The sequence below is a fragment of the Desulfobaculum sp. genome (assembly GCF_054921475.1).
This window is the reverse complement of the sequence record NZ_JBUDSW010000046.1, coordinates 1-16,964: the sequence shown is the minus strand read 5'-3', so window position 1 is coordinate 16,964 and position 16,964 is coordinate 1. Positions and strand designations below refer to the sequence as shown.

Here is a 16,964-nt window from a genome sequence, read left to right as displayed (position 1 = left end):
CGGGGCGGCGTCTTTTGTGGAAGCGGGCGGAAAATGCGCTGGCAGGGCAAAGGGAAATCCGCCCTATTCAGGAGGGCTCCGACGTCGCGGCTCGCCCCCCATACTCACGTCTCTGCATCGGCGGCGATGCCGCCATGGCGTCAGGCGTCGTCATCCTCTGCAAGCGCCCCCGCGTCGGGCGCGCCAAGGGTGCAGGCGTTGCCCTTGTAATTGAAGAACAGCTTCAGGGTCTTCTTGACCTTGTCGGAGAAAATCTTGGGGCCAAGGTAATTCCCGGCCACGCGCTTGTTGATTTCACCAAGGGTCGGATAGGGATGCACCGCGCTGGCGAGTGTGCTCAGCTTCACGCCGCCGCTTTGGATAGCCACCCATTCGTTAATCAGCTCCCCGGCGTGGGGGCCGACAATCTGCACGCCAACGGGACGGCCCTTTGTGAGCAGCAGCTTGATGCGTCCGCGCGTTTCGCCTTCGGCAAGGGCGCGGTCGTTGCCTGCAAAATCCTCGGTGATGACGTCCACATCCAGCCCCGCCTCTGCCGCGGACTTCTCGTTGTGGCCGATGGAGGCGCTTTCGGGCCATGTATAGGTGCAGCGCGGCAGGTTGGTGTAGTCCGCCTTGCGGGGCAGGTGAAACACCGCGTTGGACACCACTATGCCGCCCTCATAGCCTGCTGCGTGGGTGAATTGATGCTGGCCGGTCACGTCCCCGGCGGCGTAAATGTGCTTCACATTGGTGCGCATACGCGCGTCCACGCCGATGCCGCGGCGCGATGCGTCCACGCCCGCCTGCTCCAGACCCAGCCCTTCAATATTCGGCGTACGTCCCAGCGCCACAAAAAGCGCCTCGCCCACCACAGAGCGCGGCGCGCCCGCCGCATCCGTAAACACCACCTCGGCGGCGTGCCCGGTGCTGACCACCTCGCGCACCGAAGTGCCCACATGCACGCTAACGCCGTCGTCACGCAGGGCCTGCTGGACCACCTCCGCCATATCCGCATCCTCTCCGGACAGAATATGTGCGCTACGCTGAATGAGCGTGACCTTGCTCCCAAGGCGGCTGAACGCCTGCGCCATTTCGCAGGCAATGGGGCCGCCCCCAAGGATGGTCAGCGACGCCGGAAGTTCCTCCAGCGAAAAAATCTGCTCGTTGGTGAGGTAGTCCACGCTGTCCAGCCCCGGAATGGGCGGCGCTCCGGGGCGCGTACCCGTGGCAACAACCCACGAGCCTGCGGAATACACCGCGCCGCCAACGCGCACGCTGTGCTCGTCCACAAACACAGCCTCGCCAAACTCCACCCGCGCCCCCAGCCCGCAAAAGCGCTCCACCGAGTCGTGCTCCTGAATCATGGCCTGCACCTCGCGGATGCGTTCGGCAACGCGGTAGAACTCCACGGGCGGCACGTCCACGCTGGGCAGACCAAAGCGGTGGGCCGAGCGCATCTGATGATAGACATGGGCGCTGTGGAGCAAGGTCTTGCTGGGCACGCAGCCATAGTGCAAGCAGTCGCCGCCAAGGGCGGGCTCGCGCTCGATAAGCAGGGTCTTGGCCCCAAGCTGGGCGCTCCCTGCGGCCACAGTCAGCCCAGCCGCCCCGCCGCCAATAATGCCAAGGTCAAAGTCGTACGAGCCCATACGCCATGCTCCTTACGCGCCAAAGCGCCGCGCGCGGACGCGGGTCATAATCTTCTTCACCACAAGGGGAAACAGGCCAAGGGCCGCAAAGGACGCAAGCAGCGACGGCGACAGAATGCCCGACAGCGACTGCAGCTGCCCCAACTCCTTGCCAGCATTCACATACACCATGGTTCCGGGCAGCATGCCCAATTGCGACACCCAATAGTACCGCAGCAAGGGCATTGTGGTCAGCCCCATCACCAGATTAATGGCAAAGAACGGAAACGCCGGGATAAGCCGCATGGTGAACAGATACAGCGCGCCCTCGCGCTCAATGCCCCGGTTTACGGTGACCAGCCTGCCCCCAAAGCGCTGCTGCACCCAGTCGCGCAGGATAAAGCGCGACGCCGCGCACGCCAACGTCGCCCCAAGGGTGCTGGCAAAGGAAATCACCACCAAGCCCAGCCAAAAGCCGAACAGCCCGCCCCCAAGCAGCGTCATCACCGTTGCGCCGGGGACCGACAGCGCCGTCACCAGCACATAGACAACGAAATACACGCCAATAACGGCCACGGTGTGCTCCGCATACACCGACGCAAACCACGCCTGCTGCTCGCGGACAAAGTCCAAAGAGAAGAAGCCCCCAAGATCAAACACAAAGTACCCGGCAAGACCAAGCAACACGAGCACCAGAACCACCACTTTGCGTAACGACATGACTCCACCTTGTTTCACAACAGCGCACAACGCGCCGCTTCCATTTCCATATACACTGCACAAGCCCCGCGGTGAAGACCAGCCGCCCGCACCACAGCGCCCGGCCGAGTAGCACATATGTCACCCGCGTGACACTTTCGCGTTACGACTGGCCGAATTATGCATTGACGACGCACCACACCTCACGTAGAGTCCTTTTCAGCATATGGGAACAGCACACAACGACACCTCCGTGTGCCCCCATCCTACCGCTAACCCCGTTCGCGCGGGGTTTTTTCATGATTCTTCCTTCCAGCGGGGTATTCCCCCGCGTGCTGTGCCATCATCCACAATCCGCTCCCCGTCCCCCGTTGCCTCCTCATAGTGGCGCAGGGCGGGAGCGTTGTGGAGTGATGCCCTTCTTTGCGTTCGCAATAACTGTTCTCACTCCTTGAATTTTCCGTCCTACGTCCTATAGAGACGCTTCCCGCCCCCAAATTGCCTGTCTCATCGCCCTCAACGCCATTTTTTGTATGCACCGTGCATTGCGTAATAACATTTCGCAATTAATATTCCTATTGTACTATCAATAGAAAAAATGTAACAATCGCTCCCAGTTCCCAGGAGGTGTTTCAACAACGCGGGCTGTTTGCCCGCTCAAACGGAAGGAGGATCGCCATGTCAGGTTGCAAAGCACAGCAGCCGCCTGTCGAGCCGGTCGATCTCTCCGGCGTTGCGCCGGTTGGAGCAGGCGCCACGCAGGAGATGGAGTCCATCCGCTACAAAATGAACGCGCCCCACGGTGTTGAGCCGGACAGCATGTTCTTTGTGCAGGTGGATCCCGAGATCTGTGTAGACTGCTTTGAGTGTGAGGACCACTGTCCCACCGGAGCCATTCAGGAAAACGCGGACTTCGTGCACGAAGTCGTGGACCCTGCCGCATGCATGAACTGCGGCCAGTGTCTGCTCAGCTGCCCCTATGGCGCCATCTACGAGAACGTCTCGTACGTGGACGAGCTTTTTGAAAAGCTGCAGGACCCCGACACCATCGTGGTCACCATGCCCGCCCCCGCCGTGCGCTACGCCCTTGGCGAGTGCTTTGGCGAGGAGACCGGCACCTTCGTCAGCGGCAAAATGCACGCTGCTCTCAAGAAGATGGGCGTTGACTACGTGTGGGACACCGAGTGGACCGCCGACGTCACCATCCTTGAAGAAGGCACCGAGCTCATCAACCGCGTAAAGACCGGCGAGATGCCCCTGCCGCAGTTCACATCCTGCTGTCCCGGCTGGATCAAGTACTGCGAAAGCTTCTACCCGGACCTCATCCCCCACTTGTCCACCTGCCGTTCGCCCATTGGCATGATCGGCTCCATGGCCAAGACCTACGGCGCAGAGCAGAGCGGTGAGAAGCCCAAAAAGATCTACACCGTGTCCATCATGCCCTGCATCGCCAAGAAGTACGAAGGCATGCGCCCCGAGCTGGATGCCAGCGGCTTCCGCGACATCGACGCCACCATCAACACCCGCGAGCTGGCCTACATGATCAAGAAGGCCGGTATCGACTGGAACGCCCTGCCCGAGGTCCAGCCCGACCCCGCCCTTGGCATGTCCACCGGTGCCGCGACCATCTTCTGCACCAGCGGCGGCGTTATGGAAGCGGCCCTGCGCCTGGCCTACGAGGAACTCTCCGGCCAGGACCTGCCCGCTCCCGATATCAAGGTCGTGCGCACGCACGAAGGCATCAACGCTGCGGACATCGACATCCCCGGCTTCGGCACCGTTAAGGTGGCTGTGGCTTCGGGCCTCGAAAACGCGGCCAAGCTCTGCGACGAAGTGCGCGCGGGCAAGTCCCCCTACCACTTCATCGAAATCATGACCTGCCCCGGCGGTTGTGTGAACGGTGGCGGCCAGCCCATGGACCCGGCTGTCCAGGCCTCCCTGTTCAAGAGCATGATTGCCAAGGTCAACAAGCGCTTCCGCGCGCGCAGCATCGCCTAAAGGAGGAAACCATGCACAATGTCGCTACTCTGACCCGACGTGGTTTCATCAAGGCCGCCGGCCTGGCCTGCGGGTACGCCGTTCTCGGCGTGAACCTGACCAAAGAAGCCGTGGCCGCCGCCATGGAATTCGTCGGTCTGCGCCAGCGCTCCGTCTACAATGCTGACGCCAACATCTATAAGCTGCGCAAGTCGCAGGACAACCCGACTGTTATGTCCCTGTACGCCAAGGACGGCTTCCTGTCCGAAGGCCCCTGCGGGCACAAGTCGCACCACCTGCTGCACACGCACTACTTTGACCGCAGCGCCAAAGTACAGGCGCTCAAGGACAAGGGCTTCGAACTGAAGCGCTAGGTCCCCGCACGCAACCGGGCTCGCCTGCGGGAAGGACACCGCGTCTGACCCCAAGGGCTCGCCCGTCTTCCACACCCGCCTTTCCCGAACGAACCCGCTAATCCTGCGGATTTCGTAGGGATTTTATTTCTCTTTCAACTCCCTGTTTTTCTTCACTTTTTCTTCAATTTTCCCCATTGACATACCGCAGTGAAGCGGGTACTCCTCTGGCACACGATTTATAAATTCGTGTTACCTATATACGTGAATCGACCTGCGGGGAGGACGTACGTCTGAACCAGAGGGGAGGCCACTGCGCGACCTGAACGCTGCGCGTCCGCACACCAGTGCTGGCGTAAGGCCACAGGTGCACCCGCACACTTCCTCCATCCCCCTCACAGATCGAGCTGACCACCGCCCGCGCGGCCAGATGCTGGCCCAGCGCAGGCACAACCGCCCGCACACGGCGACGGAGCTCAACCATGGAAAAACGCATGGGCGTTATCGGCATCATCATCCACGATAGGACTGCCGCTGCCTCGGCCGTCAACGAGATTCTCAGCGACTACGGCCACATTGTGGTGGGTCGTATGGGCCTTCCCTACAAGGAGAAGGGCGTCAACGTTATCTCGCTGATTATCGAGGCTTCCACGGACGAGGTCGGCGCCATGACCGGACGGCTCGGCCAGCTTGCCAATGTCAAAGTCAAATCCATGCTCGTGTAGCACAAGGAGGCGGGAATGCTCATCGACACATCCACGGCCAAGGACTTCATCAACGAAGACGCCATCTGGGCAACCATTGAAAAGGCAGGCTCCCCGGACCCCGCGGAAGTGCGGGATATCCTCGCCAAAGCGGCGGAACGCAAGGGGCTGACCCAGTACGAGACCGCCGTGCTTCTGCAGAACACGGACAAGGACCTCGACGAAGAAATCTTTTCCACGGCCATGGCCGTGAAGCAGGGCATCTACGGCAACCGCTTGGTGCTGTTCGCGCCGCTGTACATCACCAACGAGTGCTGCAACAAGTGTGCGTACTGCGGCTTCAACGCCGACAACGACGACCTTGACCGCCGCACCCTCAACGACGCGGAAATCGCCAGCGAAACCCGCGTGCTTGAGGACCTCGGCCAGAAGCGCCTGCTCCTCGTCTACGGCGAGCATCCCCGCCTTGACGCCAAATGGATCGCCCACACCATGCAGGTGGTGTACGACACCATCTCCGAAAAATCCGGCGAAATCCGCCGCGTCAACGTCAACTGTGCGCCGCTGGATGTGGACGGCTTCCGCGCCCTGCAGGAAACCGGCATCGGCACCTACCAGTGCTTCCAGGAGAGCTACCACCGCAAGACCTACGAAAAGGTCCACCTTGCCGGACGCAAGACCAACTACCTCTGGCGTCTGAACGCCCTGCACCGCGCGCAGGAAGCCGGCATTGACGACGTGGCCATGGGCGCCCTCTTTGGCCTGTACGACCACCGCTTTGAAATGCTGGCCCTGCTCCAGCATGCCGAGCAGCTGGAAAAGGACTGGGGCGTTGGCCCGCACACCATTTCCTTCCCGCGCATGGAGCCCGCGCTGGGGTCCGAGATGTCCTACGATCCGCCCTACGCCATCTCCAAGCACGACTTTAAAAAGGTCGTCGCCATCCTGCGCCTGGCCGTGCCCTACACCGGCCTCATCCTCACCACGCGTGAAAATGCCGAGTACCGCCGCGAGCTCATCAAGGTGGGCGTCTCGCAGATTTCCGGCGGCTCCCGCACCTACCCCGGCGCGTACACGGACCCCGAGTACGACCGCCCGGACGTGCAGCAGTTCTGCGTGGGCGACAACCGCTCCTTTGACGAAGTCATCCGCGACGTTGTGGAGCAGGGCTACCTGCCCTCGTGGTGCACCGCCTGCTACCGCCTTGGCCGCACCGGCGAGCACTTCATGGAACTGGCCAAAAAGGGCTTTATCCAGAAGTTCTGCCACCCCAACGCCATGATGACCTTCAACGAGTACCTCAACGACTACGCCTCCCCCGAGACCCGCGAGGCGGGACGTCTTTTCCTTGAAAAGGAACTCAAAGGCATTGGCGACGAAAAGACCCACACCCGCATTGCCGAGCGCATGAAGCGCATCGACGAGGGTGAACGCGACCTCTACTTCTAGAGCATACCGACGACACGGCCCCCGTCCGCCATTGGCGGGCGGGGGCCATTGCCAGACGCCTGCCGCCCCTCCACGCACTCCGTTGTCCCCCACGCTTTTGCAGGCCGCCGCGCCCCGGCGCGGCGTAGGCATATGTGCCGTCCGTTTTCAGGAGCCGATATGCTCGCTGTTCCCGGCATTGCCGCCCTTGGCGTCCCGGACGCCCTTGCCGCGGCGCGCCGCCGCATCATTTTGCACGCCGCCGTGTACGGCAATTTTGCGTCCTCACCCCGCCACGCCGCGGCGTTTGACGCCGTCTTGGCCGCGCCGGAGTTTCAGGGGCTGGACATCATCCACATCGCCCCCGAGGCCTTTGGCGAAGCGGCAGACGCATGCGGTGCTGTTGGCGGCGAAGGGAGCACCCGCGCCCTTTCAGGCAGCGCGCCCACCAACGGCGCGCCGGACGCCGCCCGCATCCTGCGCCACGACTGGAGCGCGCAGGCCATGCGCGAGCACGCCGACGCCTCGCTGGACTTTGTCCGCACGCTGGCCGCGCGCCACCCCGGGCGCGTCCGCATCCACATGACGCCGCACCTTGGCCTGTTCCCGGCCCTCGTCATCGACGACAGCCTCTTTTTTGGACACTACGCCCACGCTCCGGTCCCAGCGCCGGACGGCTACTGGTTCCACGTCACCACGGACACCGCCCTGCTTGACGCGTGGCTGGACGCCGACCACATCCCCGACGACGCCACGGCCGACCAGCGCGCGGCCCTGCGCATCCTTGCCGAGTGCCGTCACGCCATGGCCTCGGCCACGACCCTTCACACAGGACCCGACGCATGACCATGAACCTTTCCCGCTCCGACATCATCACCCTGCTGGACGGCCACGCCGACAAATGGCTCTACGGCGCTGCCGACGCAACACGCCGCGACGTTTTCGGGACGGACGTGTACCTGCGCGGCATTGTGGAGTTCTCCAACCACTGCTGCCGCCGCTGCCAGTACTGCGGCTTGCGCGCCCCCAATACCAAGGCCCAGCGCTACCGGCTGGACGCCGAGCACATTGAAAACGCCGCCGCCCTTGTGCCGCAACTTGGCTTTGGCACCCTTGTGCTCCAGTCCGGGGACGACTTCACCTACTCCGGCGAAGCCATCGCCGCCCTTGTCCGCACTATCAAGGAGCAGCAGGACATCGCCATCACCCTCTCCCTTGGTGACCGCACCGAGGACGACTTTGCCCTGTGGCGCGACAGCGGCGCGGACCGCTATCTCCTCAAGCTGGAGACCACAGACCCGGACCTGTACGCCGCCTGCCGACCGGGAGAAAACCTCGCGGACCGCTTCCGGCGCATCGAGGAGCTTCGCAAACTGGGCTACGAGGTCGGCTCCGGCGTCATCACGGGCCTGCCCGGCATGACCACGCCACGCCTTGCCGACGACCTGCTGCGCCTGTCCTCGCTGGAGCTGGACATGATTGCGGCTGGCCCCTTTGTTCCGCATCCGCAAACGCCCTTCGCGGGCGAGGCCCAAGGCTCGCTGGACACCAACTACCGCGCCTCGGCCATTTTGCGCCTGCTGAACCCGCAGGCAAACATCCCCGCCACCAGCGCGCTGGATGTTCTGCAAGCGGGTGGACGCTGCACCGCCCTTGCCCGGGGCTGCAACGTCATCATGCCCTCGCTCACGCCCGAAGACGTGCGCGCGGCCTATTCCATCTACCCCGGCAAAAACACCTTCACGTCCGACGCCCTCGCCTACGCGGAAGACGTCAAGGCCATGATCCGCGAGGCTGGATACACCCCTTCGGCCTCCCAAGGCTTTTCACCGAGGAGCACCCATGTCTGATAAAGCCCCACGCGGGGTCCGGCTCGTCATTGCGCTGGCCGGCCGCCGCAACGCCGGCAAGTCCTCCCTCATCAACGCCATCACCGGGCAGGACATCGCCATTGTCTCGGACCATCCCGGAACCACAACGGACCCCGTGGCCAAGCACTACGAGCTGATTCCCCTCGGGCCCGTCACCTTTTACGACACCGCCGGCCTCGACGACGAGGGCGACCTTGGCGGCCTGCGCGTGAAGGCCACCAACAAGGTCCTGCTGCGCTCGGACCTCGCGGTGGTGGTCATCGGCGACGAAGGCCTCGACGCCTACGAGCAAAAGACCATTGCCCGCATCCGCGAGCTGGATATCCCCTTCCTCGTCGTCTTCAACAAAAGCGACCGCTCCGCCCCCGCCGCCGCAGACACCGCATGGTGCGAGGCCGAGGGCATCACATGGCTGGCCGTCTCCGCCACCACGGGGGAGAACATCACCGAACTCAAGGAAGCTCTCATCGCCGCCGCGCCGCCGGAATTTCGCGACGAGCCGCTGCTGTGCCGCGACCTTGTGGACGCCGGCCAGTGGGCCGTGTGCGTGGTGCCCATCGACCTCTCCGCCCCCAAGGGCCGCCTGATTCTGCCGCAGGTGCAGGTCCTGCGCGACCTACTGGATGCGGGCGCACTTGCCGTCACCGTCAAAGAATTCGAGCTGGCCGACGCGCTAAGCGGCCTCAAGGACGACCCCGCCCTTGTCATCACGGACTCGCAGGTCATCGACAAGGTGGCGGCCACCGTGCCGGACCGCGTGCCCACCACCACCTTCTCCACCCTGTTTGCGCGCTACAAGGGCGATATTGGCCCGCTGGTAGAAGGCGCCCGCGCCATCGACACCCTCAAGGATGGCGACAAGGTACTGGTGGCCGAAGCCTGCTCCCACCACGTTGCCGACGACGACATCGGCCGCGTGAAGATTCCCGAGTGGATGAAACGCGCCACGGGCAAGGACATCATCTTTGACGTCTACGCCGGGCACGACTTCCCCGAGGACCTTGAACAGTACGCCCTGTGTATCCACTGCGGCTCCTGCATGCTGAACCGCCGCGAGATGCTCCGCCGCATCCGCGAGTGCGTCCGGCGCGGGGTGCCCATCACCAACTACGGGGTTGCCATCTCCAAATTGCAGGGCGTTCTGGAGCGCGTCATCCGTCCCCTCGGCCTCACGCCGTAGGACGGGCCGCCTTCGGGCCACAGCGCCCCACCCTGTTGTGGCGGGAACGTCCTGCACGGCAGCAGGATGCCCGCGCCCACACCGCCCCGGCCGCGCCGTCCGGATGACGGCGCGACGGATACTCCCCAGCGGCAGCGCGCGGGGCGTCCTGACGCGCCGCATGCAGTCAGACGCACAGACGCAGGCATGCGCCCCGCGCCCATACCTGCGCAGGCACGTCCGTTCCCGCCCCACACATCGCCCAGCGCCGTAGCGGCGCTGGGCGACTGCGTTTTTGGCTGGAGATGGCGGGGCAGGCGCTAAACCCGGCACTGAACACAAAGCGAGGTCCGAGGCATGCGTTTGCGCATACGCCTCACCTGACGCTGGGGTATTCATCCTGCTCGTGGTCCCCCGCCGCCTGCGCGCGCCGTGAGCCACCTGCCAAGAAGCCTGCCGCAGAACACAGGAGCCAAGAGGCCGAGAGGACATGACAAGGCATACACCGCGCAATGACACCAGAAGCGTATCAAGCCCTTCATCCCCGCCGCGCAGATTCCTGCTGGATTGCACGGGCGCTTGGCTGTAGCATCAGGGCCACCCGGCAGCGCGCAGCGCTTTGCCCGCACCGCGGCAACGCCGCCACACAGCGCACGGCGCGGCCAAAAACCACATGCGGCGAAACCTCGCGCACCTGCCCGCAACCGGGCGCAATTGTACAGACATTCCCCGGAGCACGCGTAGCGCCTTGCATGACGGGAATGCACACCGCGAAAACACGCCATGGGCACCGGAAATTGCAGAGAATATCCGTTGACTTGGCACAACGTACCGTGGTAGGGGCTTGCTGTTTGTGAATGTTTGAACGAAACGCAAGTCGCTCGCTACGGTGAGGACGGCACACATGCTCTTTGGCAAACGGAAGAAAGACGAACGACCCCTCCTTGACCTTATGGGAGACGTGGGCACCATCGGCATGCACATGGTGGCCTCCACGTTTGTGGGGTTGGCCATAGGCTACTATCTGGACGAATGGCTCGGTACTGGCCCGTGGTTACTGCTTTTCTTCCTCCTTGTCGGCATTGCCGCCGGATTCAAAAACGTATATGAGCAGGCGATGCGAATGATGAACGATAAGGATGAAGACGATGCGTCTCGCGATGATACATGAGAACGTCGAGGCACGGCTGTACCGGATGGGCTACACGCTGAGGGATGTCCGCATCCTGGTCCGGAATCAGTTGTACCTCGCCACAGGCTCTGTCGTCATAGCGGCATGCCTTGGCTGGTTGTACCCGTGGCTGTTTGATTTTGCTGCAGGCGCGGTGCTTATCACGCTGAACTTCTCTTCCCTGACTCAATTCGTTCAGCATCTCGTGCACAAAAGAGATGGCGCCGTAGCCCGTCTGCTCTTCAGGTTTTACGGGCGGCTCTTTTTGACCGGTCTGGCTCTGTTTGCCCTGATCGTCTGGGGAAACGCGGTCGTTGCGGCATTGCTCGCCGGTCTTTCCACGGTAGTGGTCACGATTCTCATCTGGGGCGCCGCCCAGGTGATAGGGAAAAACGCGAAGGAGGCGTAAGGAAAATGGCAGCTGGTGGTGGATTACCGCATCCGGTTCTTCTGGTTCCCAACGCGCTGGACGCCATGGGAATCCATGTCCCGATACACATCAGCCTGACGTGGACCGTCATGCTGCTCCTCTTCGTTACGGCTTTCATTGTCAGCCGCAACCTGAAGATGGTGCCGGGCAAGCTCCAAAACCTCTTCGAGCTCATCATCGGTGGGCTTGAGGACTTCGTCGTCACCAACATTGGCGAAGAAGGCCGCAAGGTCTTTCCGGTCCTGTGTGTGCTGTTCCTGTTCATCCTGCCCATGAACTGGGTGGGCCTGATTCCGGGCTTCGACGCACCGACCGCCAACGTGAACACCAACGCCGCCATGGCGATGTTCCTGTTCCTCTACTACAACTGGATTGGCATCAAGAAGTGGAAGTTTGGCTACGTCAAACACTTCATGGGTCCGATTCCCGCGCTGGCACCGCTCATGATGATCATCGAGTTCGTCAGCCATCTCTCCCGTCCGCTGTCGCTCACGCTTCGTCTGTTCGGCAACATTAAGGGTGAGGAAATCGTCCTCGTGCTGATGTTCACCTTGGCTCCCTTGGTGGGCACGCTTCCGATGTACTTCCTGTTCGTACTGGCGAAGTTCATCCAGGCCTTCATCTTCTTCATGCTGGGCATGATCTACCTGAAGGGCTCTCTGGAACACGCACATTGATCCGGCGCATAGCGCGCCAATCCCGATACCGGGGGAAACGGTCATTTGACCGATTGTATATCAACTACCTGGAGGTTTTATCCAATGCGTAAAGCTATTCTGACCGTGCTGAACACCGTGGCTCTCGTCGCCGTCGCTTCCGTTGCCTTCGCCGCTGATGGTGGCGTTGCTACCGCTTCCGTCTGGGCTTCCGCCATTGGCATGGCTATCGCCGCTGCTGGTTGTGGTCTTGGTCAGGGCATGGGCCTCAAGGCCGCTTGTGAGGGCACCGCCCGTAACCCCGAGGCTTCCGGTAAGATCACCGTTACCCTCATTCTGGGTCTGGCCTTCGTCGAGTCCCTCGCCATTTACGCCCTCGTCGTCAACCTGATCCTCCTGTTCGTTAAGCCTTTCGCTTAAGAACGAAAATTGCTACACTGAGGGCCGCGCCACGGCGCGGCCTTCTTTTTCCACTTTTTTGTTAAAAATTTCACATGAATCCCGGAAAAACTACAAAAGTGAAAAGTCAGCACATTCCAAGAGCCACTATCCAGAGGATGGCCGTCTACATTCAGGTCCTTGAGAACCTCCAGCGCGATGGCAAGAACGTCATCTCTTCGGAGCTTCTGGCCCGCACCTGTGATGTCAATCCGTCCCAGATCCGCAAAGACCTCGCTTACTTCGGTGAGTTTGGCGTGCGCGGTGTGGGATACTACGTGCAGGACCTCATCACCAGCATCAAGCAAGCGCTCGGTGTCGACCGCGTTTGGAAATGCGCCCTCGTGGGCGTTGGCAACCTCGGTCGTGCCCTGCTCAATCACCGCGAGTTTCGTCTGCGCGGCTTCCATATTGTTGGCGCCTTTGACTGCGACCCCTTCAAGATTGGTGAAATCGTCTCCGGCCTTGAAGTTGTCTGCTCCCGCCGCCTCAAAGAGAAGGTGGACGAGCTGGGCATTGAGGTCGGCATCATCACCACGCCGCCAGAGCGCGCGCAGCGAGCCTGCAACTACCTTGTGGACGCTGGTATCCAAGGCATCCTGAATTTCGCCCCCGCGCGAATCGACGTGCCCGACAACGTGAACGTAGAGTACGTGGACTTCTTCCACCACTTCTACGCCGTGGCGTTTAACGTCACCCTCGCGCTGCAGGACTAGACAGGCTCTTTTCTCCCCGCGGACACCGGATCCGCCTGCCGTCAGGAGAGAGGGAAATTCCTACCTTCCCACTTCCCTCTTTCCGGGATTTTCTGCATCCATTGAACGGTACTGTAACTCCCCCTTTTTCTCTCTATCTTCCCCCCAGAATTACTGCTCTGCTCTCTTACACCATGCACGCAAAATGTCGCGAAGGCGACATGTCATGAAGCAGACACAGCATTGCATTCCGTAAATACGCATGAGTGGCAGCGCTTCCCGCGCTGCCGCATCTTTTGCCTCATTTATAAAGAGGTACCAAGAAGTCCTGCCGCGCCGCTCCCCCGCCTTGCCGCCACGTACCACGCACGCAACGCTCAAAACCCGCATCAAGCCCTGCCGCAAGCCATTTTTCTCTTCTGCCGCGCCATTCTTGCGTAACAATTGATTGACCACACAACCACGACGCACGCATCAGTACATCGCAAACCGTGCATACGCACGAGCAATACGTATACACAGCACCAAAAGCCTGTGCAGTGCGGATTTTCACGGTTTCTCCAGTGATATTCCACGAAAAAGTGTCCTGCTACAGACGAAAAACGCTTGCGTTTTCACAGTAAGGCGTCTACCGTTTTATCTGCTTTGGCGCACAAGCCGGGCACTTTGACAACGAATCATGCAGAGAGGCGCGAGGGATCTGGCCCGACGACCGCCCGGCAACCTGCCATCAAGGCAAGGTGCTAATGCCAGCCCCGAAAGGGACCCATGGAGACAACAATCCTGGATTCATGAGACCCTCCCCTTCGGGAGGGTCTCTTTTTTTTGGCCCGCGCTCCACCACGGCCAGACGGTGGACGCCCGCCGCCGGCATGCGGTAGATTCGGCCCCAAACGCCCTGCACACACAGGGCAACCGACTGGCCCGCTCTCGACCACGCAGTTTCGCCCGGACACGCTCCGGGCCGGAGGAACACGACATATGCAGATCATCACCGATCCGCACGCCTTGCAACAACGCGCCATGGCAGAGCGCGCATCAGGAGCCACCACCGCTCTGGTGCCGACCATGGGCTTTTTTCATGAAGGGCACCTGAGCCTCATGCGCTGGGCGCGCGAACATGCGGACACCGTCTACGTCAGCCTGTTCGTCAATCCCACACAGTTTGGCCCCGATGAAGACCTGGACGCCTACCCCCGCGACCTCGACCGCGACGCCCGCCTTGCCGAGGAGGCCGGAGTGGACGTGCTGTTCGCGCCGGACCCGCGCGCCATCTACGCCGAGGACCACGCGGCATGGGTGGAGGTCCCCACACTGGCCCAGCATCTGTGCGGCGCCTCGCGCCCCGTGCATTTTCGCGGTGTGGCGACCATTGTGTCCATTCTGCTGCACCTTGCCATGCCCACCATGGCCGTCTTTGGCCAAAAGGACTGGCAGCAGCTGGCCCTTTTGCGCCGCATGGCCCGCGACCTGTTCATCCCCACAGAAATCATCGGACGCCCCATCGTGCGCGAGGCCGACGGGCTGGCCCTCAGCTCCCGCAATGTCTACCTGACCCCGCAGGAGCGCCAGCACGCGCCGCACATTCACAAGGGTGTTCAGCACATCGCCGCCCTTGCCCATGCCGGGGAGCGCAGCGCCGCCGCCCTCAAGGCCGCCTTCGCCGACTACATCGCCCAGCATATTCCCGGCGCCGAGATTGACTACTTTGAACTGGTCCACCCGGACGATATTCAGCCCGTTCACGACCTCACCGGTCCCACCCTTGCGGCCACTGCGGTCCGCATCGGCAAGGCCCGGCTTCTGGACAACACACTGCTGCTGGCCGACGCCTAACGCTGTTTTTTGGAGAACGCTTCCGTGCTTAAACGCATCGCTCGCACAATAAAAGATACGCTCAAGGCCAACCTGCTGGCGGGCATTCTCGTGACGACGCCACTGGCCGCCACCGCGTTTTTCCTTGGGCTGCTCATGAAATGGGGCGACAAGGTGCTCCTGCTCATTCCGCAGGCCTACCGCCCGGAGAACTACTTGCCCTTCAAGGTTCCCGGACTTGGCATCCTTGTCCTGTTCATATTCCTGTTCATCGCCGGCCTGCTTGGCCGCAACATCCTTGGCCGCTGGCTGATGGGCATTGGTGAACGCATCGTTGATAACATTCCGCTGGTGAACAAGTTCTACCACGCGGTCAAACAGCTTGTGACCACCATCATCAATGGTGGCGGCAAGGACTTCAAACGCGTGGTGCTGGTGGAGTATCCACGCAAGGGTGTTTGGGCTATCGCGTATGTGACCGGAACCGCCGTCGGCGAGATGCAGCGCCGTACCGAAAAACGCGTCATCAATATCTTTGTGCCCACCACGCCCAATCCCACGTCGGGCTTCTACCTTATGGTGCCTGAGGACGAACTCATCACCCTCGACATGAGCGTAGAAGACTCGTTTAAGGTTCTTATATCCGGTGGAATAATCAATCCTGAAAACAAACAGGTGTAACTCACTTCTTTGGAGGAACTCATGGTTCACAGCAACGGACGCTACCACTTCACTTCCGAATCCGTGACCGAAGGTCACCCCGACAAAGTCGCCGACAAAATCTCCGACGCCGTACTGGACGCCCTGCTGGAGCAGGACCCCGATTCCCGCGTTGCCTGCGAGACGATGGTCACCACCGGCATGGCCTTCATCGCCGGTGAGATCACCACCAAGGGCTACGCCGATCTGCCCCAGATCGTGCGCAACACCATCCGCGAAATCGGCTACACCAGCTCCGACATGGGCTTCGACTCCGAAACCTGCGCTGTGATTTCCTCCATCGACAAGCAGTCCCCCGACATCGCGCAGGGTGTGGACCGTGAAGACCCCGAAAATCAGGGCGCTGGCGACCAGGGCATGATGTTCGGCTTCGCCTGCAACGAAACCGATTCCCTGATGCCCGCCCCCATCTACTGGTCCCACAAGCTCTCCGAGCGCCTGACCAAGGTCCGCAAAGACGGCGTGCTGAACTTCCTGCGCCCCGACGGCAAAACCGAAGTCAGCTTCGTCTACGAAGAAGGCAAGCCCAAGTTCATCGACACCGTCGTCATCGCCGCCCAGCACGATGAAGACGTCTCCCACGACGACCTGTGCGACGGCATCCGCAACGAAGTCATCTTCAAGACCCTGCCCAAGGAATTCGTGGACCCCGAAAAGACCCGCGTGTTCATCAACACCACCGGCCGTTTTGTCATCGGTGGCCCCATGGGCGACGCCGGCCTCACCGGCCGTAAGATCATTCAGGACACCTACGGCGGCATGGGCGCCCACGGCGGCGGCGCCTTCTCCGGCAAGGACCCGTCCAAGGTGGACCGCTCCGGCGCCTACATGGGCCGCTACATCGCCAAAAACATCGTGGCCGCCGGTCTGGCCGAAAAATGCGAAGTGCAGATTGCCTACGTCATCGGCGTGGCGCAGCCCGTGTCCACCCTCGTGACCACCATGGGTACCGGCGTGGTTCCGGACGAAATCCTCACCAAGGCCGTGAAGGAAGTCTTTGACCTGCGCCCCTACCACATCCTGAAGCGCCTCGACCTGCGCCGCCCCATCTACTCCGAAAGCGCCTGCTACGGCCACTTCGGCCGCGAACTGCCCCAGTTCACCTGGGAGCGCACCGACGCCGCCGAAGACCTCAAGGCCGCCTGCCGCGTCTAATCCGCGCGCCATCCGCGAGCACAAGAAGGCCCAGCCAACACCCCGCCTGCTGGGCCTTCACAATATGGGGCGGGAGTCATATG

Annotated in this window: 17 protein-coding genes and 1 riboswitch; of the genes, 15 read left to right on the top strand and 2 right to left on the bottom strand. The window is 61.8% G+C overall.

Annotated features, from left to right (window positions below):
- Nucleotides 1-140 precede the first annotated feature (140 nt).
- Nucleotides 141-1,631 carry a dihydrolipoyl dehydrogenase family protein gene (locus ACY69P_RS04700; protein ID WP_462326717.1) on the bottom strand — a complete coding sequence of 497 codons (1,491 nt, stop codon included), beginning with the start codon at nt 1,629-1,631 and terminating at the stop codon, nt 141-143.
- 12 nt (nt 1,632-1,643) lie between these two features.
- Nucleotides 1,644-2,330 (bottom strand): TVP38/TMEM64 family protein, encoded by a 687-nt coding sequence (locus ACY69P_RS04695; protein WP_462326716.1) that lies wholly within the window; start codon nt 2,328-2,330, stop codon nt 1,644-1,646.
- Nucleotides 2,331-3,074: 744 nt separating this feature from the next.
- Between ACY69P_RS04695 and ACY69P_RS04690 the strand changes: the two genes are divergently transcribed.
- The 15 genes from ACY69P_RS04690 (at nt 3,075) to metK (ending at nt 16,881) form a co-directional block, all read left to right on the top strand.
- Nucleotides 3,075-4,307: a [FeFe] hydrogenase, group A gene (locus tag ACY69P_RS04690; protein ID WP_462326718.1), complete on the top strand. Its 1,233-nt coding sequence runs from the start codon at nt 3,075-3,077 to the stop codon at nt 4,305-4,307.
- An 11-nt stretch (nt 4,308-4,318) separates the two neighbouring features.
- Nucleotides 4,319-4,660, top strand: coding sequence for an iron hydrogenase small subunit (locus tag ACY69P_RS04685; RefSeq protein ID WP_459900363.1), 342 nt, complete (start codon nt 4,319-4,321; stop codon nt 4,658-4,660).
- A 461-nt stretch (nt 4,661-5,121) separates the two neighbouring features.
- Nucleotides 5,122-5,364: a TM1266 family iron-only hydrogenase system putative regulator gene (locus tag ACY69P_RS04680; protein WP_404843903.1), complete on the top strand. Its 243-nt coding sequence runs from the start codon at nt 5,122-5,124 to the stop codon at nt 5,362-5,364.
- Between the two features lie 15 nt (nt 5,365-5,379).
- Nucleotides 5,380-6,792, top strand: a complete 1,413-nt coding sequence (gene hydG, locus ACY69P_RS04675) for a [FeFe] hydrogenase H-cluster radical SAM maturase HydG (protein ID WP_459900362.1) — start codon at nt 5,380-5,382, stop codon at nt 6,790-6,792.
- Between the two features lie 159 nt (nt 6,793-6,951).
- Complete coding sequence (locus ACY69P_RS04670) at nt 6,952-7,617, top strand: hypothetical protein (protein WP_462326715.1); 666 nt, start codon at nt 6,952-6,954, stop codon at nt 7,615-7,617.
- A complete protein-coding gene (gene hydE / locus ACY69P_RS04665; protein ID WP_462326714.1) occupies nt 7,614-8,621 on the top strand; it encodes a [FeFe] hydrogenase H-cluster radical SAM maturase HydE in 1,008 nt (335 codons plus the stop codon). The genes ACY69P_RS04670 and hydE overlap by 4 nt, the downstream gene beginning before the upstream one ends.
- Nucleotides 8,614-9,822 carry a [FeFe] hydrogenase H-cluster maturation GTPase HydF gene (gene hydF / locus ACY69P_RS04660; RefSeq protein WP_462326713.1) on the top strand — a complete coding sequence of 403 codons (1,209 nt, stop codon included), beginning with the start codon at nt 8,614-8,616 and terminating at the stop codon, nt 9,820-9,822. The genes hydE and hydF overlap by 8 nt, the downstream gene beginning before the upstream one ends.
- Nucleotides 9,823-10,705: 883 nt before the next feature.
- Nucleotides 10,706-10,972 (top strand): AtpZ/AtpI family protein, encoded by a 267-nt coding sequence (locus ACY69P_RS04655; protein ID WP_404843909.1) that lies wholly within the window; start codon nt 10,706-10,708, stop codon nt 10,970-10,972.
- Nucleotides 10,950-11,381 (top strand): ATP synthase subunit I, encoded by a 432-nt coding sequence (locus ACY69P_RS04650; RefSeq protein WP_462326712.1) that lies wholly within the window; start codon nt 10,950-10,952, stop codon nt 11,379-11,381. Before ACY69P_RS04655 ends, ACY69P_RS04650 begins: the two co-directional genes overlap by 23 nt.
- A gap of 5 nt (nt 11,382-11,386) precedes the next feature.
- A complete protein-coding gene (gene atpB / locus ACY69P_RS04645) occupies nt 11,387-12,079 on the top strand; it encodes a F0F1 ATP synthase subunit A (RefSeq protein WP_404843911.1) in 693 nt (230 codons plus the stop codon).
- 84 nt (nt 12,080-12,163) lie between these two features.
- Entirely contained in the window at nt 12,164-12,478 is a 315-nt protein-coding gene (atpE, locus tag ACY69P_RS04640) for an ATP synthase F0 subunit C (RefSeq protein ID WP_404843912.1), read from the top strand.
- A 74-nt stretch (nt 12,479-12,552) separates the two neighbouring features.
- Nucleotides 12,553-13,212 (top strand): redox-sensing transcriptional repressor Rex, encoded by a 660-nt coding sequence (locus tag ACY69P_RS04635; protein WP_404843913.1) that lies wholly within the window; start codon nt 12,553-12,555, stop codon nt 13,210-13,212.
- Nucleotides 13,213-13,865: 653 nt separating this feature from the next.
- A riboswitch (SAM riboswitch) is annotated at nt 13,866-13,966 on the top strand.
- Nucleotides 13,967-14,172: 206 nt separating this feature from the next.
- Complete coding sequence (gene panC, locus ACY69P_RS04630) at nt 14,173-15,027, top strand: pantoate--beta-alanine ligase (protein WP_462326711.1); 855 nt, start codon at nt 14,173-14,175, stop codon at nt 15,025-15,027.
- A gap of 24 nt (nt 15,028-15,051) precedes the next feature.
- The gene (locus tag ACY69P_RS04625) at nt 15,052-15,687 is read left to right on the top strand and encodes a DUF502 domain-containing protein (protein ID WP_404843915.1); all 636 of its coding nucleotides are present in this window, start codon (nt 15,052-15,054) and stop codon (nt 15,685-15,687) included.
- A gap of 21 nt (nt 15,688-15,708) precedes the next feature.
- Nucleotides 15,709-16,881, top strand: a complete 1,173-nt coding sequence (metK, locus tag ACY69P_RS04620; RefSeq protein WP_459900352.1) for a methionine adenosyltransferase — start codon at nt 15,709-15,711, stop codon at nt 16,879-16,881.
- Nucleotides 16,882-16,964 lie beyond the last annotated feature (83 nt).

What these genes read in the sequence shown, in the direction of transcription:
- ACY69P_RS04650 (WP_462326712.1), top strand. Translation starts at nt 10,950, where the DNA reads ATGCGTCTCGCGATGATACATGAGAACGTCGAGGCACGGCTGTACCGG.
- hydG (WP_459900362.1), top strand. Translation starts at nt 5,380, where the DNA reads ATGCTCATCGACACATCCACGGCCAAGGACTTCATCAACGAAGACGCC.
- ACY69P_RS04635 (WP_404843913.1), top strand. Translation starts at nt 12,553, where the DNA reads ATGAATCCCGGAAAAACTACAAAAGTGAAAAGTCAGCACATTCCAAGA.
- atpE (WP_404843912.1), top strand. Translation starts at nt 12,164, where the DNA reads ATGCGTAAAGCTATTCTGACCGTGCTGAACACCGTGGCTCTCGTCGCC.
- hydF (WP_462326713.1), top strand. Translation starts at nt 8,614, where the DNA reads ATGTCTGATAAAGCCCCACGCGGGGTCCGGCTCGTCATTGCGCTGGCC.
- ACY69P_RS04690 (WP_462326718.1), top strand. Translation starts at nt 3,075, where the DNA reads ATGGAGTCCATCCGCTACAAAATGAACGCGCCCCACGGTGTTGAGCCG.
- metK (WP_459900352.1), top strand. Translation starts at nt 15,709, where the DNA reads ATGGTTCACAGCAACGGACGCTACCACTTCACTTCCGAATCCGTGACC.
- hydE (WP_462326714.1), top strand. Translation starts at nt 7,614, where the DNA reads ATGACCATGAACCTTTCCCGCTCCGACATCATCACCCTGCTGGACGGC.
- ACY69P_RS04680 (WP_404843903.1), top strand. Translation starts at nt 5,122, where the DNA reads ATGGAAAAACGCATGGGCGTTATCGGCATCATCATCCACGATAGGACT.
- ACY69P_RS04695 (WP_462326716.1), bottom strand. Translation starts at nt 2,330, where the DNA reads ATGTCGTTACGCAAAGTGGTGGTTCTGGTGCTCGTGTTGCTTGGTCTT.
- ACY69P_RS04655 (WP_404843909.1), top strand. Translation starts at nt 10,706, where the DNA reads ATGCTCTTTGGCAAACGGAAGAAAGACGAACGACCCCTCCTTGACCTT.
- ACY69P_RS04670 (WP_462326715.1), top strand. Translation starts at nt 6,952, where the DNA reads ATGCTCGCTGTTCCCGGCATTGCCGCCCTTGGCGTCCCGGACGCCCTT.
- ACY69P_RS04685 (WP_459900363.1), top strand. Translation starts at nt 4,319, where the DNA reads ATGCACAATGTCGCTACTCTGACCCGACGTGGTTTCATCAAGGCCGCC.
- atpB (WP_404843911.1), top strand. Translation starts at nt 11,387, where the DNA reads ATGGCAGCTGGTGGTGGATTACCGCATCCGGTTCTTCTGGTTCCCAAC.
- panC (WP_462326711.1), top strand. Translation starts at nt 14,173, where the DNA reads ATGCAGATCATCACCGATCCGCACGCCTTGCAACAACGCGCCATGGCA.
- ACY69P_RS04700 (WP_462326717.1), bottom strand. Translation starts at nt 1,631, where the DNA reads ATGGGCTCGTACGACTTTGACCTTGGCATTATTGGCGGCGGGGCGGCT.